This window comes from Enterobacter sp. 3U4 (assembly GCF_057224565.1).
The window spans coordinates 3,290,870-3,313,488 of record NZ_CP136665.1; the positions used below are offsets into that span (position 1 = coordinate 3,290,870).

The following is a 22,619-nucleotide window of genomic DNA, read 5'->3' on the forward strand; positions in this document are numbered from 1 at the left end:
TAATTATGCACCATGTTGTCTCTGCTACCACTAATCCTGCCAAAATTCAGGCAATTCTAAGGGCATTTGACGAGATCTTCGGCGCAGGATCCTGCCATATTGAGGCCATCGGCGTCGAGAGTGGCGTACCTGAACAGCCGTTTGGCAGCGAGGAAACGCGCGCTGGCGCACGAAATCGCGTGGCAAACGCTAAGGCCGCGGCACCGGATGCTGACTTTTGGGTAGCGATTGAAGCCGGTATCGACGAAGGCGCAACCTTTAGCTGGGTGGTGATCGAAAGCCGCGAGCAGCGGGGTGAAGCGCGCTCGGCCACCCTGCCGCTGCCGGAGATCATTCTGGAAAAAGTCCGTGCGGGTGAAGCGCTCGGGCCAGTGATGTCGCAGTACACCGGCATCGATGAGATTGGTCGTAAAGAAGGGGCGATTGGCGTCTTTACCGCAGGCGCGCTGACGCGTTCAGGCGTTTATCACCAGGCGGTGATCCTGGCGTTAAGCCCGTTCCATAACGCGATTTATCGTTAGGTATTTTTCAACAATACCGCTTCCAGCCACTGGCGCAGCTCAACCGGCGCCGACTTCAGGCTGTTCGATCCGCGGGTAATCGTTGCGATGCCCGCGCCGAGCTCATTCTTCAGCTCGCGCTGGCTCATCTCGCCGCGCAGCAGCTCTTCAATGATGCGCACGCGCGTGCCCAGCGCCTCACGCTCGTCCGGCGTGAGCATCAGTTGCATCAGGGGTAAATGCAAATCCTGCTCGTAAGACTGGCGAAGCAGCTCCACAAAACGAAGCCACTCCTGATGACGTTGTTCGGCCATTGCCGAGGAATACGGGGAATGCTGGGTCATGTTATGCTGCCTTTTGTACTCATTAGCGAGTACAGCATAACACAACCCACGCCGATCAGTAACGTCTCTGCCACTCGGCATCGCTCATCAGGGTATCTTTCTGCCCCATGAAGTAGCGATAGTAGGCGTCATAGGCCAGCACGTTCTTCACGTAGCCGCGCGTTTCCGAGAACGGAATGCTCTCGACGAACGCCACGGCGTCGATGCGTCCGGCGCTGTTGCCCAGCCAGGTGCGCACGCGACCAGGCCCCGCGTTATACGCCGCCGACGAGAAGATGCGGTTATTGCCGAACTGCTGATACACGTACTGGAGGTAGCTGGTACCGATGTTGATATTGGTATCCGGATCGAGAAGCTGTGACGGACTGCTGTACCCAGGAATATTAAACATCTTCACCGTGTGCGTCGCCGTGCCGGGCATGATCTGCATCAGGCCGCTGGCGCCCACCGGGGAACGGACTTTCGGGTTCCACGCGCTCTCCTGACGGGCAATCGCCATCGCGTAGCTTTGCGGGATATCTTTGCCGCTGGTATAGCGATCGAATAGATCTTTGTACGCCAGCGGGAAACGCTCTTCCAGATGATCCCAGAGCTTGCCGGCGATCGTCGCCTGCACGCTGAGATCCCACCAGTGATTATCAAACGCATAGCGGGCAAGCTGGGCTTTTTCGTCGGTGGTACGGCTGGTCACCAGATTCGCCCATTCGCTGCGCGCGGTGTTATCCATATTCCAGTACATCAGCTCGCGAACGCGCGCCATTTCTGGCCCCTGCGTTAGCGCCGGGTTTGCGTTAGCGGGCGCTTTATCAATGCGGAAGGTGTACTCCTCGCCCAGACGCTGCGCGGCTGCCATCGGGTAAAACCCGCGCTGCTGCATCAGCGTATGGAGGATCTCTTTGGCCTCATCATCTCGACCGCGCTCCATCAGCAGGTCGGCCTGCCAGTAGCGCCATTCGTCTTTCTCTTTGGCCTCCATCGGCAAGCGCGCGAGCCAGGTATTGAGCCCACGGCGATCGCCCGTGCCCAGCGCCATGCGCACGCGGCGTTCCACCAGCGACGTGGAATTCGAACGCATAATGGCATCGTCACGCCAGCGCGCCTGTTCATCGGTCACATCGGTGCCCATCAGTCGCCACGCCACAATGTCGCGCAGCTCCTGGGTTTGCTCCTCATTAAGCTGCTGCGCCTGTACCAGCTGCGGGATCATCAGCCGCGCGTTTTCCACATCGTCACGCGCCACGCTGGCAAAGGCCACCGCCGCCATCTGGCGGGTAAAATCGGTCGCGCCCGTACTGCGGGCAAAGGTCAGCACGCTGTTGGGATCGTTTGCCAGCGAGATAACCGCGGTGGAGATCGTCTGGTAATCGGACGGCATCTGCCCCGCCAGCGTGGTCACCAGCCGCGTGTTACCGGCCTTCATCGCCAGGCGGATGCGCTCAAGATAGGACAGCGGATCCTGCTTGCCGGATGCGCGCCACGCGCCGAACAGGGAATCACAGGCGTTCGGCTGGTTTTTCCCGGTCAGCCAGAGCTCTTTCGCCCCGGCCCAGGCCTCTTCCTGCTGGCCGGTCGCCCATTTAGCGTAGTAATAGTTACACTGGGCTTCGGTGGTATTCGGCTTTTCAGGGCTAAACGCCAGCAGTCCGCGCCAGTCTTCGCGACGCGCCAGCTCATTCACAAAGCGAGACTGGAGATTTCGGGCAGGCGGCAGGGTCGGGTTCGCCTGAATGAAGTTATTCACGGTGACCGTGGGCTGGTTCATGAGATCGTCCGCGATCTGGCGATACTCGAGATACGGATACAGCGGATAATCCTTTAGCGTCGGCATCAGCGCCTGCACGGTATCCATCTGCTTGTTGTCCCACGCCTGTTTAATCTGAGCGTATCGACTGCGTTGTTCATCCAGTGAATCGGCATGCACCGCCTGGCTTACCGCCATTACGCATACGCTGGCAGCCAGCAGACGCCAGACCACCCGTTTGGCTTTTTCCACAAGCTCTTCCTCATTGTTTTTTCGTCAATTGCAGCGTCTTGCCACGTCAAAGTCTAATTAACTTATGCTAACCAGGCATCCTTCAACGCGCCACGTCATGGACACTTTTTTACCTTTCTTGCGCGTTTTAACACTCCCAACGTTCCTGGCTGGGATTAGGGCGTGAAAAAGGCTACACTTCGAGGCTGAAATTCCTTCTCATTACGATAAAAGAGGCGAAGTCCAACGTGGCTCAATTCGTTTATACCATGCATCGTGTCGGCAAAGTTGTCCCGCCGAAACGTCATATTCTTAAAAATATCTCGCTGAGCTTCTTCCCGGGCGCAAAAATCGGTGTTCTGGGTCTCAACGGTGCCGGTAAGTCCACCCTGCTGCGCATCATGGCCGGCATTGATACAGACATCGAAGGTGAAGCCCGTCCGCAGCCTGGCATCAAAATTGGCTACCTGCCGCAGGAACCTCAGCTGAACCCGGAACACACCGTTCGCGAATCCGTTGAAGAAGCGGTATCCGAAGTGGTTAACGCCCTGAAAGGTCTGGATGAAGTGTATGCCAAATACGCTGAGCCGGATGCGGACTTCGACAAGCTGGCCGCGCAACAGGGCAAGTATGAAGAGATCATCCAGGCGCACGACGGTCACAACCTGAACGTGCAGCTGGAGCGCGCGGCGGATGCCCTGCGTCTGCCGGACTGGGATGCGAAAATCGCGAACCTCTCCGGTGGTGAACGCCGCCGCGTGGCGCTGTGCCGCCTGCTGCTGGAAAAACCAGACATGCTGCTGCTCGACGAACCAACCAACCACCTGGATGCGGAATCCGTGGCGTGGCTGGAGCGCTTCCTGCACGACTTCGAAGGTACCGTTGTGGCGATTACCCACGACCGTTACTTCCTCGACAACGTCGCCGGCTGGATCCTTGAGCTGGACCGCGGCGAAGGTATTCCGTGGGAAGGCAACTACTCCTCCTGGCTGGAGCAGAAAGATCAGCGTCTGGCGCAGGAAGCTTCTCAGGAAGCGGCCCGTCGTAAGTCTATCGAGAAAGAGCTGGAGTGGGTGCGTCAGGGCGCGAAAGGCCGTCAGTCCAAGGGCAAAGCCCGTCTGGCACGCTTCGAAGAGCTGAACAACACCGAATACCAGAAACGTAACGAAACCAACGAACTGTTTATTCCACCTGGAGCACGTCTGGGGGATAAAGTGGTTGAAGTGACCAACCTGCGTAAGTCCTACGGCGACCGCCTGCTGATCGACGACCTGACCTTCTCCGTACCGAAAGGCGCTATCGTTGGCATCATCGGCCCGAACGGCGCGGGTAAATCGACCCTGTTCCGCATGATGTCCGGTCAGGAACAGCCTGACAGCGGCTCTATCACCCTGGGTGAAACCGTGAAGCTGGCCTCCGTTGACCAGTTCCGTGACGCGATGGATAACAGCAAAACCGTATGGGAAGAAGTCTCCGGCGGTCTGGATATCATGCGTATCGGCAACACCGAGATGCCAAGCCGCGCCTACGTTGGTCGCTTTAACTTCAAAGGCACCGACCAGGGCAAACGCGTGGGCGAGCTGTCCGGCGGTGAGCGTGGTCGTCTGCACCTGGCGAAACTGCTGCAGGTTGGCGGTAACGTTCTGCTGCTCGATGAACCAACCAACGACCTGGATATCGAAACCCTGCGCGCGCTGGAGAACGCCCTGCTGGAGTTCCCGGGCTGCGCGATGGTTATCTCGCACGACCGCTGGTTCCTGGACCGTATCGCGACCCACATCCTGGACTACCAGGATGAAGGTAAGGTGGAGTTCTTCGAAGGTAACTTCACCGAATACGAAGAGTATAAGAAACGCACGCTGGGCGCCGACGCGCTGGAGCCGAAGCGTATTAAGTACAAGCGTATTGCAAAATAAAAGCAAAACGGCAACTTCGGTTGCCGTTTTTTATGTTTGTTCCCTCTCCCCGTGGGAGAGGGTCAGGGTGAGGGCATCAGGCCGCACAAGGTAAAAGCAAAACGGCAACTTCGGTTGCCGTTTTTTATGTTTGTACCCTCTCCCCATGGGAGAGGGCCAGGGTGAGGGCATCAGGCCGCACACAATCACCCACCCACGTAATACCGCTTCACCTCATCAAACTGCATTGCAAACTCGATATAGCTCATCAACGCGGGCGAGTTCAGCTTGCGGCTCGGATAGGCCAGCCACAGATCGTTACCTTCAACGTTCCACTCCGGCAGCACCTGAACCAGCGCGCCTTTTTCGATCTTATCCTCCAGCAGAAATGCGGGTAACAGCGTGATCCCCGCCCCTGCGATCGCACATTCGCGGGCGTATACCAGATTATCGGTCATGTGGGCGTTATCCGGCAGGTAGCGGTAATCCTCGCTCTCGCTTCGCAGAAGCCACTCCGACCACGCCCGGTGCGTAATGCATCGGTGATCCACCAGCTGACGGGGATGAATTAACGGCTCCCGACGCGCCAGATAGTCCGGCGAGGCCAGCATGTAGCGCGGACAATGCCCGATCATACGGCCAATCAGAGAGGAGTCCTGCGGCTTGCCGGTACGCAGCGCCACGTCAAAACCGGCCTCGACCAGATCCACCACGTCATCAGAGATCGACACATCCAGCGAAACGTCAGGATAGCGAAGCTGGAACTCGGCATTCATATGCGCCAGCAGCGTCGCCCCAATCCCCGCCGGACAGGTGATCCGCAGCCGCCCGCTCGGGTTATCGCGCAGGCGCTGAATGGCGTACTCGGCCCGCTCGCTAGCCGCCAGCATTTCGCGGCAGTGCACCAGATAGTGCTCGCCCGCAAACGTCAGGTTCAACCTTCGCGTGGTGCGGTTAAGCAGGCGGATACCCACCTGCTGCTCCAGCTGGCTAATTCGCTGGCTCACGCTGGATTTCGGCAGTTCGGCTTTCTGGGCTGCCGCGGTAAAGCTGCCCATCTCCGCCACCAGCGCGAAAAGCGCCATATCCTGCAGCTGTTTAAACATGATTGTTCATCCTGTACGAACGCTGAGTTCTTGATTGTCCATCTTATCATGCAGCTGACCACTTAATAGACTAGCCTCAACAAAACGCATGCCATTGAGGAGCACACCATGTCAGTGAAAGCCATCGCCGTTAACCCAGAAAATCCGTCCACCTTCATTGAAATCACCCCGCCGATGCCGCAGCCCGGCGAGCACGATCTGCTGGTGGAAGTGAAGGCCGTTTCCGTTAATCCGGTTGATACCAAAGTCCACGCGGGCATTGCTAAGAGCGGGCTGAACGAGCCGCGCATTCTCGGGTGGGACGCCAGCGGGATCGTCAAAGCCGTTGGGGCTGGCGTCACCGGGTTCAAGCCGGGTGACGAGGTGTGGTACGCGGGCGATATCACCCGCCCGGGCAGCAACACCACGCATCAGCTGATCGATGCACGCATTGTCGGGCGCAAGCCTGCCAGCCTCGGCTGGGCGGCAGCCGCTGCACTGCCCTTAACCGCGCTCACCGCATGGGAAGGTCTGTTTGAGCGGCTGAATATTCAGGATGCCGGGGCGGACAAAACGCTACTGATCATCGGCGGCGCGGGGGGGGTGGGATCGCTGGCGATCCCGTTTGCGAAGCACAACAGCAAGGTGAAGATCGTCGCAACCGCTTCACGAGAAGATTCCGCCCGGTGGTGCCGCGAGCGCGGGGCTGACGTGGTCGTCAACTACCGCGACCTGAAAGGCGAGCTGGCGAAACACGGGCTCACCTTTGTGGATTACATTTTCATCCTCAACGACACCGACGGGCACTGGGATGCGGTCAGCGAACTGATTGCGCCTCAGGGGCATATCTGTTCCATCGTTGAGAATGAACGTCCGCTGAACCAGGACAAGCTGAAGTCCAAATCCGCCGCGCTGCACTGGGAATTTATGTACACCCGCAGCATGTACCAGACGCTGGATATGGCGCGTCAGGGGGAGATCCTCAATGAGGTGGCGAAGCTGGTGGATAACGGCGTGGTGGAAAGTTCGCTGAGTGAAACGCTGCACGGGCTGAGCGTGGAAAGCATTACCGAGGCGCATCGTAAGGTGCTGGACGGGCATATGCGCGGGAAAGTGGTGGTTGAGTTCTGAGTGGTTTGTTCCCCCTCACCCTGCCCTCTCTCCACGGGGGAGAGGGTAAAGACAGCTCCGTGCGATCCCCTCTCCCCTTTGGGGAGAGGGTTAGGGTGAGGGGTAAGTTTTTTACCCCTGCTCCCCCATCATCTCCTTCACCAGCTCGACGCAGCGCAGGAAACGGGAGTCGTAGTCCGACTCTTCAACATGCACAAACTCAACGTTGTTTTCGTTGAGCATCTCCACCAGCATGGTCTGGAATTCACGCCTGTCGACTGAGCTGCCGAGGCTGCGCATGCCGTCGGCCACCCACGGGGTGTTGTTTTCCAGCAGGATCACCAGGTCAAAACGGTATTCGTCAATCAGGGCCTGCACGAACGGGTGCTCGCGCCCTTCGTATTTTTTACAGAACGCCTGGGTGGTGACAAAATCGGTATCGATAAACGCTACCTTGTTGGCATATTTCACTGCGAAATCAATGTACTGGGCATGACCGAGCGCGATTTTGTCGTAGTCGGAATACTGCAGCGCCATCTCGTCGCCGCCAAGGTGCGAGAAGACATAATCGCGCCCATACTCCCACGCGCTGGTGGTATTGAAGATATTCGCCAGCTTGTTGACCAGCGTTGACTTACCGCTCGACTCGCCGCCCAGTATCGCGACGGTACGAACGAAGAACGGCTTCACCTCGGTCGGAATGTAATCCCAGTAGCGGAACGGGTTTTCGCGGATCTGCGCCCCGCTAATGTTCATGAAGGTGCGTTTCGGATCGATCAGCACCGTCTCAATGCCCAGATGCTCGCGGAACTGCGGCGCATCGGACTCTTCAGAGGTGTAGATCCAGTTAGGCGCAATGCCCTTCTCTTCCATAAACGCTTTGATGCCGTTGCTCCATACGTCCCAGCCGTGCGGATAGGGCTCCATCCCCTCTTCGTTGAAGGCATGAATACGAATGTTTTTCTGGTACTTAAAGGTCTGAAGCAGCCAGCGCAGACGGTCCGGCACGGTCGGCTGCTGCGACATGGCGCTGTCTTCAAACAGCTGACGGTCGCGGGTTTCGTCGTAGCCCATGATGATGTGCAGCTCGTCAACCTGGCTACAGGCGCGCTGGATCAGATAGATATGTCCGGTATGCAGCGGGTAAAACTTGCCGAACACCACGCCGATGTTCTTTTGCATACGCGGGAATTCCAGCCCCAGAAAGCGGTGCAGCGCTTCGAGCTTCTGCGCGCTGGGGCTTTTGATTTTGGCGTTCAGCAGCTGGCTCAGGTAGCCTTTGGTCATGCCGCTGGCGTCCGCCACCTGCTGCAGCGTGCAGCCCTTCTGGCGGATTGCGGTCTTGATGTAGTCAAATGATGACATAAATTACGGTGCCTCCTGCAAAATCAAATTTACGTAATTATAAGTCGTCAAAGACATTTAACGCATCTGCGAGTTTCTTCACGCCAAACACCTGCATCCCTTCCGGGATTTTTTTCGGCACGTTGGCGGCGGGAACGATTGCCCGACGGAAACCGTGTTTTGCCGCCTCGGAGATACGCTCCTGGCCGCTGGGAACCGGACGGATTTCCCCGGCAAGGCCCACTTCGCCAAAGACCACCAGATCCTGCGGCAGCGGCCTGTCACGCAGGCTGGAGACCATCGCCAGCAGCAGCGCCAGGTCTGCGCTGGTCTCCGTGACTTTGACGCCGCCGACCACGTTAACGAAGACGTCCTGATCCGCCATCTGCAGCCCGCCGTGACGGTGCAGCACCGCCAGCAGGATTGCCAGACGGTTCTGTTCCAGACCGACCGCCACGCGCCGCGGGTTGCCCATCATCGACACGTCCACCAGCGCCTGAATTTCAACGAGCAGCGGGCGCGTCCCTTCCCACAGCACCATCACCGAACTGCCGGAGGTGATCTCATCGCCACGGCTCAGGAAGATGGCCGACGGGTTACTCACTTCACGCAGCCCCTGTTCGGTCATGGCAAACACGCCCAGTTCGTTCACCGCCCCAAAGCGGTTCTTGTGGCTACGCAGGGTACGGAAGCGGGAGTCCGCGTCCCCGTCGAGCATCACCGAGCAGTCGATACAGTGTTCAAGCACCTTCGGTCCGGCCAGCGAGCCGTCTTTGGTTACGTGGCCGACCATCACAATCGCCACGCCGCGCGTTTTGGCAAAGCGCGTCAGGTAGGCCGCGGTTTCACGCACCTGCGCGACGCTGCCCGGCGAGGACTGAATGTCCGCCATGTGCATCACCTGGATGGAGTCGATCACCATCAGCTTCGGCTGCTCTTCTTCGGCAATCATGCAGATCTGCTCGATGCTGGTTTCGGAGAGCATGTTCAGGTTGCCGGTCGGCAGGCCCAGGCGGTGCGCGCGCATCGCCACCTGCTGCAGAGACTCTTCGCCCGTGACGTACAGGGTTTTCATCTGTTCCGCGAGCTTGCAGAGCGTTTGCAGCAGCAGGGTCGATTTACCCGCGCCCGGGTTACCGCCGATCAGAATGGCGCTGCCCGGCACCACGCCGCCGCCGAGCACGCGGTCAAACTCTTTGAACCCGGTGGAGAAGCGCGGCAGCTCTTCGAGGCTGATGTCCGAAAGTTTTTGCACCTTCGCCACGCCCGCGTTACCGGCATAGCCGCTCAGACGTTCATTGCGGGCCACGCTCGGCGAAGCCGCCACACCACGCACTTCGGTGATGGTGTTCCAGGCATGGCAGGCGCTGCATTGCCCCTGCCAGCGCGGATAATCCGCACCACATTCATTACAGACAAATGCGCGTTTTGGAGCTTTCGCCACGGTTTACCTCGTTATTTCTGATTAAGGCTGCCGGAGAGAATGCAGAACACCCCCATCAGGTCAGCGTGACGGATAGTCACTTCCGTCTTTTCATTCACTTTTGGCTTGGCATGGTAGGCAATGCCCAGCCCGGCCGCTTTGATCATCGGCAGGTCGTTAGCGCCGTCCCCGATAGCGACGGTCTGGACAACCGGAATTTCATACTTTTCCGCCAGACGCGTCAGCGTATTGGCTTTGTACTGGGCATCCACAATATCGCCGATCACCTGGCCGGTCAGCTTGCCGTCCATAATCTCCAGCTCGTTGGCCACCACGGTGGTCAGATGCAGTTTTTCCCGCAGATAATCCGCGAAGAAGGTAAAGCCACCGGAGGCGATCGCCACCTTCCAGCCGAGGGACTGCAGCTTCAGCACCAGCTGCGTCAGTCCAGGCATCAGCGGCAGCACGTCGCGCACCTGGCGCAGAATGTTAGCATCTGCCCCTTTCAGGGTCGCCACGCGCTGTCTCAGGCTGGCGGTGAAATCCAGCTCGCCGCGCATCGCACGCTCGGTGACTTCCGCCACCAGCTCGCCGCTGCCCGCCAGCTTCGCAATTTCGTCAATGCACTCGATCTGAATGGCGGTAGAGTCCATATCCATGACCAGCAGGCCCGGGGTTTTCAGATGCGGAATTTTACCCAGCGGTGCGACGTCCAGCCCGGCGTCGTGCGCCAGACGCGTTGCGCGCTGCGTCAGGGAACCCGCCAGGCGAATAACCTGGTAGTCTTCCACGCACCAGGCGGCGACGATGACCATTGCCGCACCCAGCTTGCTTTGATACTGGGTCAGGCGTTGCTTATCCAGACCGCGTCCGTAGAGGAGCCAGCCGCTACGACCGGCGTGGTAATCCAGAGGCATCACCTCATCGCCACTTAGAGAGAGCGGCAATCCTGGCCATAAAGAGACATCCGTTGGCAGGTCACACCAGGTAATGTTCGGCATTAAAGCTCCTGTAATTTCGTTCGCGCCGGAAGGTTGCAGAGGGAAAATAACGCATGAGGCTACCCTGTAACCATCACTTCTGGCAACATTAAGCCGTAAATTTTCAGCAGGTGGAATATGGCTCGCGCAAAACTGAAATTCCGGCTCCATCGCGCCGTGATTGTCCTTTCCTGTCTCGCACTCTTAGTGGTGCTGATGCAAGGGGCATCGTGGTTTAGCCAGAACCATCAACGGCAACGCAACCCCCAGTTTGAAGAGCTGGCCCGCACGCTGGCACGCCAGGTGACGCTCAACGTCGCGCCGTCCATGCGTACCGAAACGCCGGACGAGAAGCGGATAGGCCAGGTTTTACGCCTGCTCACGGAGAACAGCCGCATTCTTGATGCGGGCGTCTACGATGAGCAAGGCAACCTGATTGCCCGCGCGGGTGAGCACGTCGACGTACGCGACAGGCTGGCGCTGGACGGCAAAAAAGCCGGCGGCTACTTCAACCAACAGCTTGTTGAACCTATTCAGGGCAAGAATGGTCCTCTGGGTTATCTGCGCCTGACGCTCGACACCCATACTCTGCCCACTGAAGCCAAACAGGTCGATAATACCACCAACATTCTGCGCCTGATGCTGCTGCTTTCGCTCGCCATTGGCGTTGTGCTGGCGCGCACCCTGCTTCGCGGAAAACGCACGCGCTGGCAGCAATCGCCGTTCCTGCTGACCGCCAGCCGGTCAGTCCCCGAAGACGAAGAGAGCGAGAAGAAAGAATAGTGATAAAGTAGGCGAACGATTCAGAAAAGGAACTTTGCCATGACGACGTTACGCCTGCTTATCTCTGACTCTTACGATCCCTGGTTTAATCTCGCGGTGGAAGAGTGCATCTTCCGCCAGATGCCTGCCACCCAGCGCGTCCTCTTTCTCTGGCGTAACGCCGATACGGTGGTCATTGGCCGCGCGCAAAACCCGTGGAAAGAGTGCAACACCCGGCGTATGGAAGAGGACAACGTCCGCCTGGCGCGCCGGAGCAGCGGCGGCGGCGCGGTGTTTCACGATCTGGGCAATACCTGCTTTACCTTTATGGCGGGCAAACCGGAATACGACAAAACCATCTCAACGTCCATCGTCCTCACCGCGCTGAATTCACTCGGCGTGACGGCTGAAGCCTCCGGGCGTAACGATCTGGTGGTGAAAACCCCCGAGGGCGACCGGAAGGTCTCCGGCTCCGCCTACCGCGAAACGATGGATCGCGGCTTCCACCACGGCACCCTGCTGCTGAACGCTGACCTGAGCCGTCTGGCGAACTACCTGAATCCGGACAAGAAAAAGCTGCAGGCTAAGGGGATTACCTCCGTGCGCGGACGCGTGGCAAATCTGGTGGAACTGCTGCCAGGAATTACTCACCAGCAGATTTGCGATGCGATCCGTGACGCGTTCTTTGAACATTACGGCGAGCGCGTGGAAGCAGAAGTGATCTCCCCTGACAAAACCCCGGACCTGCCCAACTTCGCCGAAACCTTCGCCCGCCAGAGCAGCTGGGAGTGGAACTTCGGCCAGGCTCCTGCGTTTTCCCATCTGCTGGACGAGCGTTTTACCTGGGGCGGCGTGGAGCTGCATTTTGACGTGGAGAAAGGCCATATCACCCGTACGCAGGTGTTTACCGATAGCCTTAATCCGGCACCGTTAGAGGCGCTGGCGGCACGTTTACAGGGCTGTTTGTACCGGGCGGATATGCTGCAGCAGGAATGCGACGCGTTGATTGGGGATTTCCCGGAGCAGGAAAAAGAGTTAAGGGATTTGTCAGCGTGGATTGCACAGGCCGTGCGCTAGGTGCGGTCTGTTGTCCTCACCCCAGCCCTCTCCCACAGGGAGAGGGAGGGAGAGACAGAATTACTCTTTATCGCCCAGCAGAACGGATTCCAGCGCGATTTTGATCATGTCGTTGAAGGTGGTCTGACGCTCGGCAGCGGTGGTCTGCTCGTGAGTACGGATGTGGTCAGACACGGTGCAGATGGTCAGCGCTTTCGCACCAAACTCAGCCGCAACGCCGTAGATACCGGCCGCTTCCATTTCCACGCCCAGAATGCCGTATTTCTCCATCACGTCAAACATCTCGCCGCCGTCCGGTGCATAGAACAGGTCAGCAGAGAAGATGTTACCCACGCGCGCTTCAACGCCCAGCGCTTTTGCCGCGTCAACCGCGTCACGCACCATGCCAAAGTCTGCAATTGCCGCGAAGTCATGGTCTTTGAAACGCATACGGTTAACTTTGGAATCGGTGCAGGCACCCATACCGATAACGATATCGCGCAGCTTAACGTCCATGCGCACCGCGCCGCAGGAGCCAACGCGGATGATTTTCTTCACGCCGAAATCGGTGATCAGCTCTTTAGTGTAGATAGAGCAGGATGGGATACCCATGCCGTGACCCATAACGGAGATCTTGCGGCCTTTATAGGTACCGGTGAAGCCCAGCATGCCGCGAACGTTGTTCACTTCACGCACGTCTTCGAGGAAAGTTTCTGCAATGTGCTTCGCGCGCAGCGGGTCGCCCGGCATCAATACGACGTCAGCGAAATCACCCATTTCTGCATTAATGTGAGGAGTTGCCATCTTCAGTTCCTTTAACATTGTTGTTTTTGCCGGGTGGCGGCTACGCCTGACCCGGCCTACATTCGGTTCTCCCTCTCCCTGTGGGAGAGGGCCGGGGTGAGGGCATCAGGCCGCACCCAATCCGTTTAGAACATGGCCTTGCCATATTCCATGTCTGACGTACCAAAGTATTTCGCGATGGTCTGGCCGATGTCCGCGAAGGTTTCACGGTGACCGAGCGAGCCCGGCTTCACTTTCGGGCCGTACACCAGCACCGGAATGTGCTCACGGGTGTGGTCGGTACCGGTCCAGGTCGGGTCACAGCCGTGGTCCGCGGTCAGGATCAGAATGTCATCTTCACCCACCAGCTCCATCAGCTCCGGCAGACGGCGGTCAAACAGCTCAAGACCCGCTGCATAGCCCGCTACGTCGCGACGGTGGCCCCAGGAGGAGTCGAAGTCCACGAAGTTGGTGAAGACAATGGTCTTGTCGCCCGCTTCTTTCATCTCTTTGATGGTGGCATCGAACAGCGCATCCAGACCGGTGGCTTTCACTTTCTTAGTGATGCCGCAGTTAGCGTAGATATCCGCAATTTTACCCACGGACACCACGTGACCGTCTTTCTCTTCAACCAGCTTCTGCAGCACGGTTGGTGCAGGTGGCTCAACGGCCAGATCGTGACGGTTACCGGTACGCTGGAAGTTACCCGCTTTGTCACCGATAAACGGACGCGCGATCACGCGGCCAATGTTGTAGCCGCCTTCGGTCAGCTCTTCACGAGCGATTTCGCACAGCTCGTAGAGTTTATCCAGGCCAAACGTCTCTTCATGGCACGCAATCTGGAACACGGAGTCAGCAGAGGTGTAGAAAATCGGCTTGCCGGTTTTCATATGCTCTTCGCCGAGCTGGTCCAGAATCACGGTACCGGAAGAGTGGCAGTTGCCCAGGTAACCCGGCAGGTTGGCACGCTTCACCAGCTTATCGAGCAGCTCCTGCGGGAAGCTGTTCTCGTGATCGGAGAAATAACCCCAGTCGAACAGCACCGGCACACCGGCGATTTCCCAGTGGCCAGACGGGGTGTCTTTGCCGGAGGAGAGCTCGTGCGCCCAGGCATAGGCGCCCACGACTTCCGCGTTGCCGTCCATACCGGCTGCGATTTTACCGGTAGAGCCTTCATGCGCTTTCACCAGCCCAAGGCGGGTCAGGTTAGGTAGAGTCAGAGGGCCTTTACGACCGTTGTCCGCTTCGCCTTTCGCACAGGCTTCCGCGATGTGACCCATGGTATCGGAACCCACGTCACCAAAACGTTCTGCATCTTCGGTTGCGCCGATGCCGAATGAGTCCAGCACCATAATAAATGCACGTTTCATAATTGTTCTCCGTACGTAGTGCTTCAAAAATTATCGATCAGATCAGTATACCGCTATTCGGTGATACGGCGATAGACAGTCGGTGTGGTTTCCGGCGCTTTATCGTCAAGCTTGATTGCCGCTTTCACCGCTTTTGCCGCTTCCTGCCAGCTGGCTTCGTCTTTGGCGTGGATTACCGCCAGCGGACGTTGACCGTCAACGCTGTCGCCCAGACGCGCCATATCGGTAAAGCCGACGCTGTAATCAATGGTGTCTGACGCCTGACGGCGGCCGCCGCCCATCGAGACCACCGCCATACCCAGCGCACGGGTGTCCATCGCGGAGACAAACCCTTCGCTATCGGCATACACCGCTTTGCTGAGCGTCGCGGTTGGCAGGTACTTCGCGTAATTTTCGACGAAGTCGGTCGGGCCTTTTTGCGCCGCGACCATGCGGCCAAAGATCTCCGCCGCTTTGCCGTTGTCCAGCACCGCCTGCAGCTTCGCGCGGGCGTCTGCGTCGTCTTTGGCGAGCTTGCCGGAGATTAACATCTCAACGCACAGCGCCATGGTGACGTCAAACAGACGCGGGTTACGATATTCGCCGGTGAGGAACTGGACGGCCTCACGCACTTCGACGGCGTTACCGGCGCTGGAAGCCAGCACCTGGTTCATGTCGGTGAGCAGTGCGGTAGTGCGGACGCCCGCGCCGTTGGAGACGCCAACGATCGCTTCGGCCAGCGCCTCTGAGAGTTCATAGGTTGGCATAAACGCACCGCTGCCCACCTTGACGTCCATCACCAGCGCGTCCAGCCCTTCTGCCAGTTTCTTCGCCAGGATAGAGGCGGTGATCAGCGGGATGGAGTCAACGGTCGCGGTAATGTCGCGGGTCGCGTAGAAACGCTTGTCTGCCGGAGCAAGAGAGCTGGTCTGGCCGATAATCGCCACACCAACGTCTTTAATAATGTCGCGGAAGCGGTTGTCATCCGGGAAGATATCGAAGCCCGGAATGGCTTCCAGTTTGTCGAGCGTACCGCCGGTGTGGCCCAGGCCGCGCCCGGAGATCATCGGGATGTAACCGCCGCAGGCTGCCACCATTGGGCCGAGCATCAGAGACGTCACGTCGCCCACGCCGCCGGTGGAGTGTTTATCCACTATCGGGCCGTTAAGGTTGAGGCTTTTCCAGTCCAGAACGGTTCCTGAATCTCGCATCGCCATGGTCAGCGACACGCGCTCAGGCATCGACATATCGTGGAAGAAAATGGTCATCGCCAGAGCCGCAATCTGCCCTTCTGAGACGGTGTTATCACGAATGCCGTTGATGAAGAAGCGGATCTCTTCGTCGCTTAATGCATGACCATCACGTTTTTTACGAATAATTTCTTGTGCGAGAAACACGGTAACCCCCATGAGGAATCGGGTGAATGGCGGCGGGTACGGTTTACCCGACCACGATCCGGTAGGCCGGGTAAGCGTAGCGCCACCCGGCAATTCAAACTTAGTAGCTGCTTGCGCTCTTACCGTCGCCGTGACCCAGCGCCTTCAGCAGGCTGGCCAGCAGGCTGGACGCACCGAAGCGGTAGTGACGGGAATCGGCCCAGTCGGCGCCGAAAAGCTCGTCGGCAATCGCCAGGAACTGCTGCGCGTCTTCGGCGGTACGCACGCCGCCCGCGGGTTTGAAACCGACGGTTTTGGACACGCCCATGTCGCGGATCACTTCCATCATGATGCGCGCGCTTTCAGGGGTGGCGTTAACCGGCACTTTACCGGTAGAGGTTTTAATGAAATCCGCACCGGCTTTGATGGAGATTTCAGATGCCTTACGAATCAGCGCCTCTTCTTTCAGCTCGCCGGTTTCGATGATCACTTTCAGCAGCACGTTTGCCGCCGCACACGCGTCTTTACAGGCCTTCACCAGGTCAAAACCGACCTGCTCGTTGCCGGCGATCAGCGCGCGGTAAGGGAACACCACGTCAACTTCGTCTGCGCCGTAGGCAATCGCCGCGCGGGTTTCTGCCAGCGCAATCTCGATATCATCGTTGCCATGCGGGAAGTTAGTTACGGTTGCAATGCGCACGTCCGGCGTGCCCTGCTCTTTCAGCGTCTTACGGGCAATCGGGATAAAGCGCGGGTAGATACAGATGGCGGCGGTGTTACCCACCGGCGTTTTCGCCTGATGGCACAGGGCGATGACTTTTTCATTGGTGTCGTCATCGTTCAGGGTGGTCAGGTCCATCAGTTTCAACGCGCGCAGGCTGCTTGCAGTTAAATCGGTCATAACATTCTCCAACGGCAGTGCCGTATAAATTTTACCTTGCGGGTCTGTGAGTATTCTAACATTCACCCGCATCCACACTTCGACATTCATCACAGTTAATGAAAACTGCGTACAAATTTGCATTACTGTAATGAGATATTCTTCAAACTTTCGTACGCAAATTGCCGACTAAAGCAGCAATACCCCCTGTGGGATCAAAAGCGACAACAGGCAGGCTTTCTACAATCCGTTCATCATCCGCAGAACATTCAAGGAAGCGAATATGCCCCACTCCGGCCCCGACGCCCTGCAGCAACGTTGCCAGAACATTGTGACAAGCCCGGTGTTAACCCCGGAACAAAAACGTCATTTTCTGGCGCTGGAAGCGGAAAACAACCTGCCGTATCCGGCACTTCCTGAGGCCGCAAGAGCCGCTCTGGACGAAGGGTTTATCTGCGACATGTTCGAAGGCCATGCGCCTTACAAACCCCGTTACGTTCTGCCGGACTACGCAAAATTTCTGGCTAACGGTTCAGAATGGCTGGAGCTGGAAGGCGCGAAAGATCTCGACGATGCCCTCTCGCTGTTAACCATCCTCTATCACCATGTTCCGTCCGTCACATCGATGCCGGTCTATCTCGGCCAGCTTGATGAGTTGCTGCAACCATATGTTAGAATTCTAACACAAGAAGAAATCAATAGCCGAATAAAACGTTTCTGGCGCTATCTCGACCGTACGCTGCCGGATGCGTTTATGCACGCAAACATCGGGCCTGCTGACGGCCCCATCACCCGAGCCATTCTGCGTGCCGATGCAGAGCTGAAGCAGGTCGCGCCGAACCTGACCTTTATTTTTGATCCAGAGATCACCCCGGATGATTTACTGCTTGAGGTGGCGAAAAACATATGTGAATGCAGCAAACCGCATATTTCTAATGGCCCGGTGAATGATAAAATTTTCACAAAAGGCCGTTATGGCGTGGTGAGCTGTTACAACTCCCTGCCACTTGCAGGCGGTGGCAGCACCCTGGTGCGCCTTAACCTCAAAGCCATTGCTGAACGTAGCACGTCTATTGAGGACTTCTTCACTCGCGCCCTTCCGCACTACTGCCAGCAGCAAGTGGCCATCATTGATGCCCGCTGCGGTTTCCTGTACGAACAATCTGGCTTCTTTGAGAATAGCTTCCTGGTAAAAGAGGGGCTGATTGATGCCGATCGGTTTGTGCCGATGTTTGGCATGCACGGTCTGGCAGAAGCGGTAAACGCGCTCTGTGAGAAAACAGGCATCGCGGGACGTTACGGCAAAGATGAGCAGGCCAACGCGCTGGGCTATCGCATCAGCGCACAGCTTGCGGCGTTCGTGGAAAACACGCCGGTTAAACACGGCTGGAAGCAACGCGCGATGCTTCATGCGCAGTCGGGGATCAGCTCCGATTCGGGCACCACGCCAGGCGCTCGCCTGCCCTACGGCGACGAGCCGGATCCCATCAGCCACCTGCTGGCGGTGGCTCCCCATCACAAGCACTACGCTTCCGGGATAAGCGATATCCTGACGCTGGATGAAACGGTAAAACGCAACCCGCAGGCGGTGGTTCAGCTCTGCCTGGGCGCGTTCAGGGCGGGTATGCGTGAGTTTACCGCCAACGTAGCGGGTAACGATCTGGTGCGCGTCACCGGCTATATGGTTCGCTTGTCGGATCTGGAGAAATACCGGGATGCAGGGTCGAGAACGAACACCACGTGGCTGGGGGAAGAAGCCGCACGCAATACCCGCATTCTGGAACGTCAGCCGCGCGTGATTAGCCATGAACAGCAGATGCGCTTTAGTTAGTCAGGTCATTCCTTTTTCCTGCGTGGACGGGCCGGGCAGCCGCCTGGCCCTGTTCCTGCAGGGCTGCAACCTGCGCTGTAAAACCTGCCACAACCCGTGGACGATAGGCCGCTGCAACGACTGCGGGGACTGCGTGCTCCACTGCCCGCACGACGCGCTGACCATTCAGGCCGGGCGCGTCTGGTGGCAGGAGAGCGACTGCCAGCAGTGCGACACCTGCCTGCACCTGTGCCAGCAGCAGGCAACGCCTATGGCGCACCGCCTGAGCGTGGAGGAAATCCTCGCTCAGGTCCGCAAATCCGCACCGTTTATCGAAGGCATTACCGTGAGCGGCGGAGAAGCCACAACGCAATTACCGTTTTTAGTTACGCTGTTCACCGCGATCAAGGCCGATCCCGCCCTGCATCATCTGACCTGCCTGGTAGACAGCAACGGTTTGTTAAGCGAAACCGGCTGGCAAAAGCTGCTGCCGGTACTGGATGGCGCGATGCTGGATCTCAAGGCGTGGGGGAACGCGCATCACCGCTTCCTGACCGGGCGCGACAATCCGCAGATTAAGCAGAGCATCCGCTGGCTGGCAGATCGTCACCGCTTGACGGAGCTCCGCCTGCTGGTGATTCCGGGGCAGTGTGACTATCTGGAACACCTCAAGCCGCTGGCGACGTTTATCCACGGGCTGGGGAATGTGCCGGTACGCCTCAACGCGTTTCATGCGCATGGCGTGTACGGTGAGGCGGCGTCGTGGCGCAGCGCCACGCCGGAAGACGTTGAACCGCTGGCGCGGGCGCTGGAAAAACAGAAGATTACGGTGATCCGCCCGGCGCTTTACCTATAGCGTGATGCCAAATACCGACCGCGTATTTTCCAGCAGCGCATCGGCAATCACCTCTTCAGGCTCCTTTCGCAGTTCACACAGGGCTGTGAACACGCGCGCCGCCTGTTCCGGGCGATTCGGCTGGCCCTGAAAACCATTCAGCGGCATATCCGGCGCGTCGGTTTCCAGCAGAAGCGACGACAGCGGCAGCTGTGCCATCACGTCGCGGGTTTTACTGGCGCGTGGATAGGTAATGGTGCCACCCACTCCAATTTTGTAACCCAGTTCGATAAAACGCTGCGCCTGCTGCAGGCTGCCGGAGAAACCGTGCACGACGCCCCTGCGGGGCAGATCGATGCGTTTCAGGTGCATCGCCAGCTTATCGTGCGTGCGTCTGGAGTGGAGGATCACCGGCAGATCGTGACGCTTCGCCAGCCTGAGCTGCGCGTCGAGGATCGTCTGCTGGCGCTCAAACTGCGGGTCCTCGCGATAAAGATCGAGGCCGATCTCCCCGATGGCGACAAGCTTGTCGCCTGCGGTCTGCAGGATCTCATCAAGTCTCTCAATGTGCTCAGCACGATGCCGCTCAATCACGATCGGATGCAGGCCGAGCGCCGCATAGAGCGCGGGGTGCCGTGCAGAAAGATCCAGCACGCGGGAAAAGTACGCCGCTTCCACTGACGGCACAATAATGGCCTGAACGCCTGCGTCAGCCGCTTTCGCAATGCTTTGCGCTTCATCCCCCGTAAACGGCGGGAAATCAAAGTGGCAGTGGGTATCGATAAAGCGGTACGTCACGCCAGATCCTCGTTATCCAGTAAAGCATCGTTCGCCTGCGGAATATCCACCAGCGGCATCGTCAGGGGATCGTTGGCGACAATCGCAGGCGGCGTAATAATGCGTTTATGGCGATGAAGCGGCGGTTGCTCCGCCAGCATTTTCCCCACCGTCGCCAGGAAGTAGCGCCCGCACAGCCGCCCCGTTTTATAATCCATACGCAGCGCAGGGACGCGGCTCCCCAGCGCCATGCTCAGCAGCGGCTTAGGGGGATAGATTTCAAAAATACGCAGCTTACCCGGCGGCTTTTCAATAAAACGCTGCATCGCGCCGTAGGTGGTTTCATGCTGCTTCGCGATGTTCACCAGCGGCTGCAGGCTGCTGTCGCCCAGCCAGCGCTCCATCCGTTTAAACCACTGCGGGGTGTAATACATTTGCGACGGTACGGTACGGATCACCACAATGGTTTTCGCCCCGCGACGGGCGGCTTCCTGCACCGGCACGGCGTCACTGATCCCGCCGTCCAGATAGCTAATGCCGTCCAGCAGCGCACCGGTACGATAAAAACCGGGAATGGCGCTGGAGGCACGGATGATGTCCAGCCAGTTCTCTTTCTGAGGCGAAAAATAGCCCGGCGAATAGTCATCGCCCCGGCTGGCACACATCCAGAATTCTTTACCACTATCAAACAGGCGGGCCGCGGTGTCCATGGCCAGCGGCATCTGGCTGGAAGTTGATTCCAGCAGCCAGTCGAGGTCGATCAGATTACCGCCGCGCACAAAGCGCACCGGATTAAAAAATTCTTTCGCCGTGGTGTAGCGCATGATGACCTTTCGCGCGTAGCCGGGCTGGTTGCAGACATAGGCAGAGAGGTTCTGCGCCCCGGCAGACGTGCCGAAGTAAAGGTCAAACGGGTTGAACTGCGCGCGCATAAATTCGTCCAGCACGCCAGCGGTGAAAATGCCGCGCTGTCCCCCACCCTCGCAGACCAGCGCGAGTTGACCTGCGCGAAACGGTTTTAACGTCAGCGGCGCAATATTGCCGAGCGTAACGGGAATTCGTTGCCCCACCTCTGCTTTCCTGTTTTGATTATTTTATAACACCACAGTAACGCACCCGACCTGTTCCGCAAATAAGAAAAAGCCAGTCGCAGTGACTGGCTTTATTTTGTTGAAGGAATATTGCGTTTGCTACGGACGTCGACGCCCCGTAAACAGGCTGACCAGGAACAGAATAATACCCACAACGAAGACAATTTTAGCTGCCCATGCCGCTGTACCTGCCAGTCCACCAAAGCCCAATGCGGCGGCAATTAACGCGATAACCAGAAATATAATGCCCCAACGAAACATAAGCTTCTCCTTTACCATAGTTAATGTCGGCCGCTAAACGTGAGCGCTCAGGTCACTCACCGGCGTTTTTCCAGAGTCGTTCTTATATCGCCCGCCGGTGTTAGCCAGACGGGCGAATGGTCCAGATTTACTTCGTTTTCAGATCGTTTTTAACGCTTTTCACACCATCAATCGCTTTCGCGATGGACTCGGCACGTTCACTTTGCGCCTGCGAATCTACCGTACCGGAAAGCTGAACCACACCATCGGTGGTTTCCACTTTCACCTTACGGGACGGCACGATGTCATCTGCTAAAAGTTTAGCTTTGATTTCGCTGGTAGTAGCTGCATCACCGGCATAACCTTTCACCGACGCGTTTTTGCCGTCACGTACGTGCAGCTTATCGCTGACGGAGGCAACGCCTTCGACGCCTTTCGCCACTTTCACTGCCTGTTCAGCCTGAGCCTGGCTTTCAACAAAGCCACTCAGCGTGACTACTTTCTTGTCGGTCTTAACGGAAATATCGGTGCTCTTAATGGCTTCATCATCCACCAGTGCGGCTTTCACTTTTGCTGTGATTGAGCTGTCATCCATGAAATTGCCGACTTTATTCATAGAGCTATCGATTTTTTGCCCTGCGCTGTCGGCCGTGGACTGTGCTTTATCCATGGTGCTGTTTTCCGCCAGAGCGGAACCGCTCACCAGAATGCTACCCAGGGTTACAGCCAGCAGAGTTTTAGAAATCTTCAGTCTTGTCATATTCATCGATCTATTCCTGTGTTGACCCGTTATTCGGGCTACGTACTTCCTTAGTAGTTATATATATTGCGAATAAACACACGGGCAAAATGGATAACCTAAAGTCATGCATTGAACAGTTAATTTATCCACGCCCGGTGTTAAACACTGAGTTAAATATAGATCACTCTCACAGAGCCGCTTTCAGAATTGGGTAAAAAACGCGCGAATAGCGCGAAATTGCGTTGAATTAAGAACATTCCGCAAG

At 57.6% G+C, this 22,619-nt stretch carries 21 protein-coding genes; 7 read left to right on the forward strand and 14 right to left on the reverse strand.

What is annotated here, in order from left to right; translation table 11 throughout:
- The first annotated feature begins 5 nt into the window (after positions 1-5).
- Positions 6-521 carry an inosine/xanthosine triphosphatase gene (yjjX, locus tag RVY89_RS15750; RefSeq protein WP_032649880.1) on the forward strand — a complete coding sequence of 172 codons (516 nt, stop codon included), beginning with the start codon at positions 6-8 and terminating at the stop codon, positions 519-521.
- On the opposite strand, the gene trpR is transcribed toward yjjX, so the two are convergent.
- Positions 518-844 (reverse strand): trp operon repressor, encoded by a 327-nt coding sequence (gene trpR / locus RVY89_RS15755; RefSeq protein ID WP_047747961.1) that lies wholly within the window; start codon positions 842-844, stop codon positions 518-520. The genes yjjX and trpR overlap by 4 nt on opposite strands.
- A 55-nt stretch (positions 845-899) precedes the next feature.
- A complete protein-coding gene (gene sltY, locus RVY89_RS15760) occupies positions 900-2,837 on the reverse strand; it encodes a murein transglycosylase (protein WP_484825820.1) in 1,938 nt (645 codons plus the stop codon).
- Between the two features lie 227 nt (positions 2,838-3,064).
- On the opposite strand from sltY, the gene ettA reads away from it, so the two are divergent.
- A complete protein-coding gene (gene ettA, locus RVY89_RS15765) occupies positions 3,065-4,732 on the forward strand; it encodes an energy-dependent translational throttle protein EttA (protein ID WP_006810191.1) in 1,668 nt (555 codons plus the stop codon).
- Positions 4,733-4,917: 185 nt separating this feature from the next.
- Here ettA and RVY89_RS15770 read toward each other — a convergent pair whose 3' ends face one another.
- Entirely contained in the window at positions 4,918-5,817 is a 900-nt protein-coding gene (locus RVY89_RS15770; RefSeq protein WP_484825821.1) for a LysR family transcriptional regulator, read from the reverse strand.
- A 108-nt stretch (positions 5,818-5,925) separates the two neighbouring features.
- Between RVY89_RS15770 and RVY89_RS15775 the strand changes: the two genes are divergently transcribed.
- Positions 5,926-6,927 carry a zinc-binding alcohol dehydrogenase family protein gene (locus RVY89_RS15775; RefSeq protein ID WP_484825822.1) on the forward strand — a complete coding sequence of 334 codons (1,002 nt, stop codon included), beginning with the start codon at positions 5,926-5,928 and terminating at the stop codon, positions 6,925-6,927.
- A gap of 111 nt (positions 6,928-7,038) precedes the next feature.
- Here RVY89_RS15775 and nadR read toward each other — a convergent pair whose 3' ends face one another.
- The 3 genes from nadR to serB are packed head-to-tail and all read right to left on the reverse strand — an operon-like array spanning position 7,039 to position 10,674.
- Positions 7,039-8,271 carry a multifunctional transcriptional regulator/nicotinamide-nucleotide adenylyltransferase/ribosylnicotinamide kinase NadR gene (gene nadR, locus RVY89_RS15780; protein WP_015572616.1) on the reverse strand — a complete coding sequence of 411 codons (1,233 nt, stop codon included), beginning with the start codon at positions 8,269-8,271 and terminating at the stop codon, positions 7,039-7,041.
- Positions 8,272-8,308: 37 nt separating this feature from the next.
- Entirely contained in the window at positions 8,309-9,694 is a 1,386-nt protein-coding gene (gene radA / locus RVY89_RS15785; RefSeq protein ID WP_014068810.1) for a DNA repair protein RadA, read from the reverse strand.
- Positions 9,695-9,705: 11 nt separating this feature from the next.
- A complete protein-coding gene (gene serB / locus RVY89_RS15790; RefSeq protein ID WP_025757501.1) occupies positions 9,706-10,674 on the reverse strand; it encodes a phosphoserine phosphatase in 969 nt (322 codons plus the stop codon).
- Positions 10,675-10,791: 117 nt separating this feature from the next.
- Here serB and RVY89_RS15795 point away from each other — a divergent pair, with 117 nt between their 5' ends.
- Positions 10,792-11,436 (forward strand): YtjB family periplasmic protein, encoded by a 645-nt coding sequence (locus RVY89_RS15795; RefSeq protein ID WP_048225575.1) that lies wholly within the window; start codon positions 10,792-10,794, stop codon positions 11,434-11,436.
- Between the two features lie 39 nt (positions 11,437-11,475).
- Positions 11,476-12,492, forward strand: coding sequence for a lipoate--protein ligase (gene lplA, locus RVY89_RS15800; protein WP_484825823.1), 1,017 nt, complete (start codon positions 11,476-11,478; stop codon positions 12,490-12,492).
- Positions 12,493-12,552: 60 nt separating this feature from the next.
- Here lplA and deoD read toward each other — a convergent pair whose 3' ends face one another.
- The 4 genes from deoD to deoC all read right to left on the reverse strand — a co-directional run bounded on the left by deoD (position 12,553) and on the right by deoC (position 16,880).
- A complete protein-coding gene (gene deoD / locus RVY89_RS15805; protein WP_010427122.1) occupies positions 12,553-13,275 on the reverse strand; it encodes a purine-nucleoside phosphorylase in 723 nt (240 codons plus the stop codon).
- 125 nt (positions 13,276-13,400) lie between these two features.
- Positions 13,401-14,624, reverse strand: a complete 1,224-nt coding sequence (gene deoB, locus RVY89_RS15810; RefSeq protein ID WP_249576712.1) for a phosphopentomutase — start codon at positions 14,622-14,624, stop codon at positions 13,401-13,403.
- Between the two features lie 53 nt (positions 14,625-14,677).
- Complete coding sequence (gene deoA, locus RVY89_RS15815; RefSeq protein WP_484825824.1) at positions 14,678-16,000, reverse strand: thymidine phosphorylase; 1,323 nt, start codon at positions 15,998-16,000, stop codon at positions 14,678-14,680.
- A gap of 100 nt (positions 16,001-16,100) precedes the next feature.
- Positions 16,101-16,880 (reverse strand): deoxyribose-phosphate aldolase, encoded by a 780-nt coding sequence (gene deoC, locus RVY89_RS15820; protein ID WP_023310320.1) that lies wholly within the window; start codon positions 16,878-16,880, stop codon positions 16,101-16,103.
- Positions 16,881-17,142: 262 nt separating this feature from the next.
- On the opposite strand from deoC, the gene RVY89_RS15825 reads away from it, so the two are divergent.
- Positions 17,143-18,690: a YjjI family glycine radical enzyme gene (locus RVY89_RS15825; protein ID WP_484825825.1), complete on the forward strand. Its 1,548-nt coding sequence runs from the start codon at positions 17,143-17,145 to the stop codon at positions 18,688-18,690.
- Positions 18,665-19,525 carry a YjjW family glycine radical enzyme activase gene (locus tag RVY89_RS15830; RefSeq protein WP_484825826.1) on the forward strand — a complete coding sequence of 287 codons (861 nt, stop codon included), beginning with the start codon at positions 18,665-18,667 and terminating at the stop codon, positions 19,523-19,525. The genes RVY89_RS15825 and RVY89_RS15830 overlap by 26 nt, the downstream gene beginning before the upstream one ends.
- Here RVY89_RS15830 and RVY89_RS15835 read toward each other — a convergent pair.
- The 4 genes from RVY89_RS15835 to osmY form a co-directional block, all read right to left on the reverse strand.
- The gene (locus RVY89_RS15835; RefSeq protein ID WP_484825827.1) at positions 19,520-20,302 is read right to left on the reverse strand and encodes a TatD family hydrolase; all 783 of its coding nucleotides are present in this window, start codon (positions 20,300-20,302) and stop codon (positions 19,520-19,522) included. The genes RVY89_RS15830 and RVY89_RS15835 overlap by 6 nt on opposite strands.
- Positions 20,299-21,351, reverse strand: a complete 1,053-nt coding sequence (locus RVY89_RS15840; protein ID WP_371899481.1) for a patatin-like phospholipase family protein — start codon at positions 21,349-21,351, stop codon at positions 20,299-20,301. The genes RVY89_RS15835 and RVY89_RS15840 overlap by 4 nt, the downstream gene beginning before the upstream one ends.
- Before the next feature lie 120 nt (positions 21,352-21,471).
- Positions 21,472-21,633 carry a DUF1328 domain-containing protein gene (locus RVY89_RS15845; RefSeq protein ID WP_003856556.1) on the reverse strand — a complete coding sequence of 54 codons (162 nt, stop codon included), beginning with the start codon at positions 21,631-21,633 and terminating at the stop codon, positions 21,472-21,474.
- A 127-nt stretch (positions 21,634-21,760) separates the two neighbouring features.
- On the reverse strand, positions 21,761-22,378 hold the full coding sequence (gene osmY, locus RVY89_RS15850; RefSeq protein WP_484825828.1) for a molecular chaperone OsmY: 618 nt from the start codon (positions 22,376-22,378) through the stop codon (positions 21,761-21,763).
- Positions 22,379-22,619: the final 241 nt, after the last annotated feature.

Excerpts from the sequence above, each read along its gene's own strand:
- yjjX (WP_032649880.1), top strand. The coding sequence starts at position 6 with ATGCACCATGTTGTCTCTGCTACCACTAATCCTGCCAAAATTCAGGCA.
- trpR (WP_047747961.1), bottom strand. The coding sequence starts at position 844 with ATGACCCAGCATTCCCCGTATTCCTCGGCAATGGCCGAACAACGTCAT.
- RVY89_RS15770 (WP_484825821.1), bottom strand. The coding sequence starts at position 5,817 with ATGTTTAAACAGCTGCAGGATATGGCGCTTTTCGCGCTGGTGGCGGAG.
- RVY89_RS15775 (WP_484825822.1), top strand. The coding sequence starts at position 5,926 with ATGTCAGTGAAAGCCATCGCCGTTAACCCAGAAAATCCGTCCACCTTC.
- nadR (WP_015572616.1), bottom strand. The coding sequence starts at position 8,271 with ATGTCATCATTTGACTACATCAAGACCGCAATCCGCCAGAAGGGCTGC.
- serB (WP_025757501.1), bottom strand. The coding sequence starts at position 10,674 with ATGCCGAACATTACCTGGTGTGACCTGCCAACGGATGTCTCTTTATGG.
- RVY89_RS15795 (WP_048225575.1), top strand. The coding sequence starts at position 10,792 with ATGGCTCGCGCAAAACTGAAATTCCGGCTCCATCGCGCCGTGATTGTC.
- lplA (WP_484825823.1), top strand. The coding sequence starts at position 11,476 with ATGACGACGTTACGCCTGCTTATCTCTGACTCTTACGATCCCTGGTTT.
- deoD (WP_010427122.1), bottom strand. The coding sequence starts at position 13,275 with ATGGCAACTCCTCACATTAATGCAGAAATGGGTGATTTCGCTGACGTC.
- deoB (WP_249576712.1), bottom strand. The coding sequence starts at position 14,624 with ATGAAACGTGCATTTATTATGGTGCTGGACTCATTCGGCATCGGCGCA.
- deoC (WP_023310320.1), bottom strand. The coding sequence starts at position 16,880 with ATGACCGATTTAACTGCAAGCAGCCTGCGCGCGTTGAAACTGATGGAC.
- RVY89_RS15825 (WP_484825825.1), top strand. The coding sequence starts at position 17,143 with ATGCCCCACTCCGGCCCCGACGCCCTGCAGCAACGTTGCCAGAACATT.
- RVY89_RS15830 (WP_484825826.1), top strand. The coding sequence starts at position 18,665 with ATGAACAGCAGATGCGCTTTAGTTAGTCAGGTCATTCCTTTTTCCTGC.
- RVY89_RS15845 (WP_003856556.1), bottom strand. The coding sequence starts at position 21,633 with ATGTTTCGTTGGGGCATTATATTTCTGGTTATCGCGTTAATTGCCGCC.
- osmY (WP_484825828.1), bottom strand. The coding sequence starts at position 22,378 with ATGAATATGACAAGACTGAAGATTTCTAAAACTCTGCTGGCTGTAACC.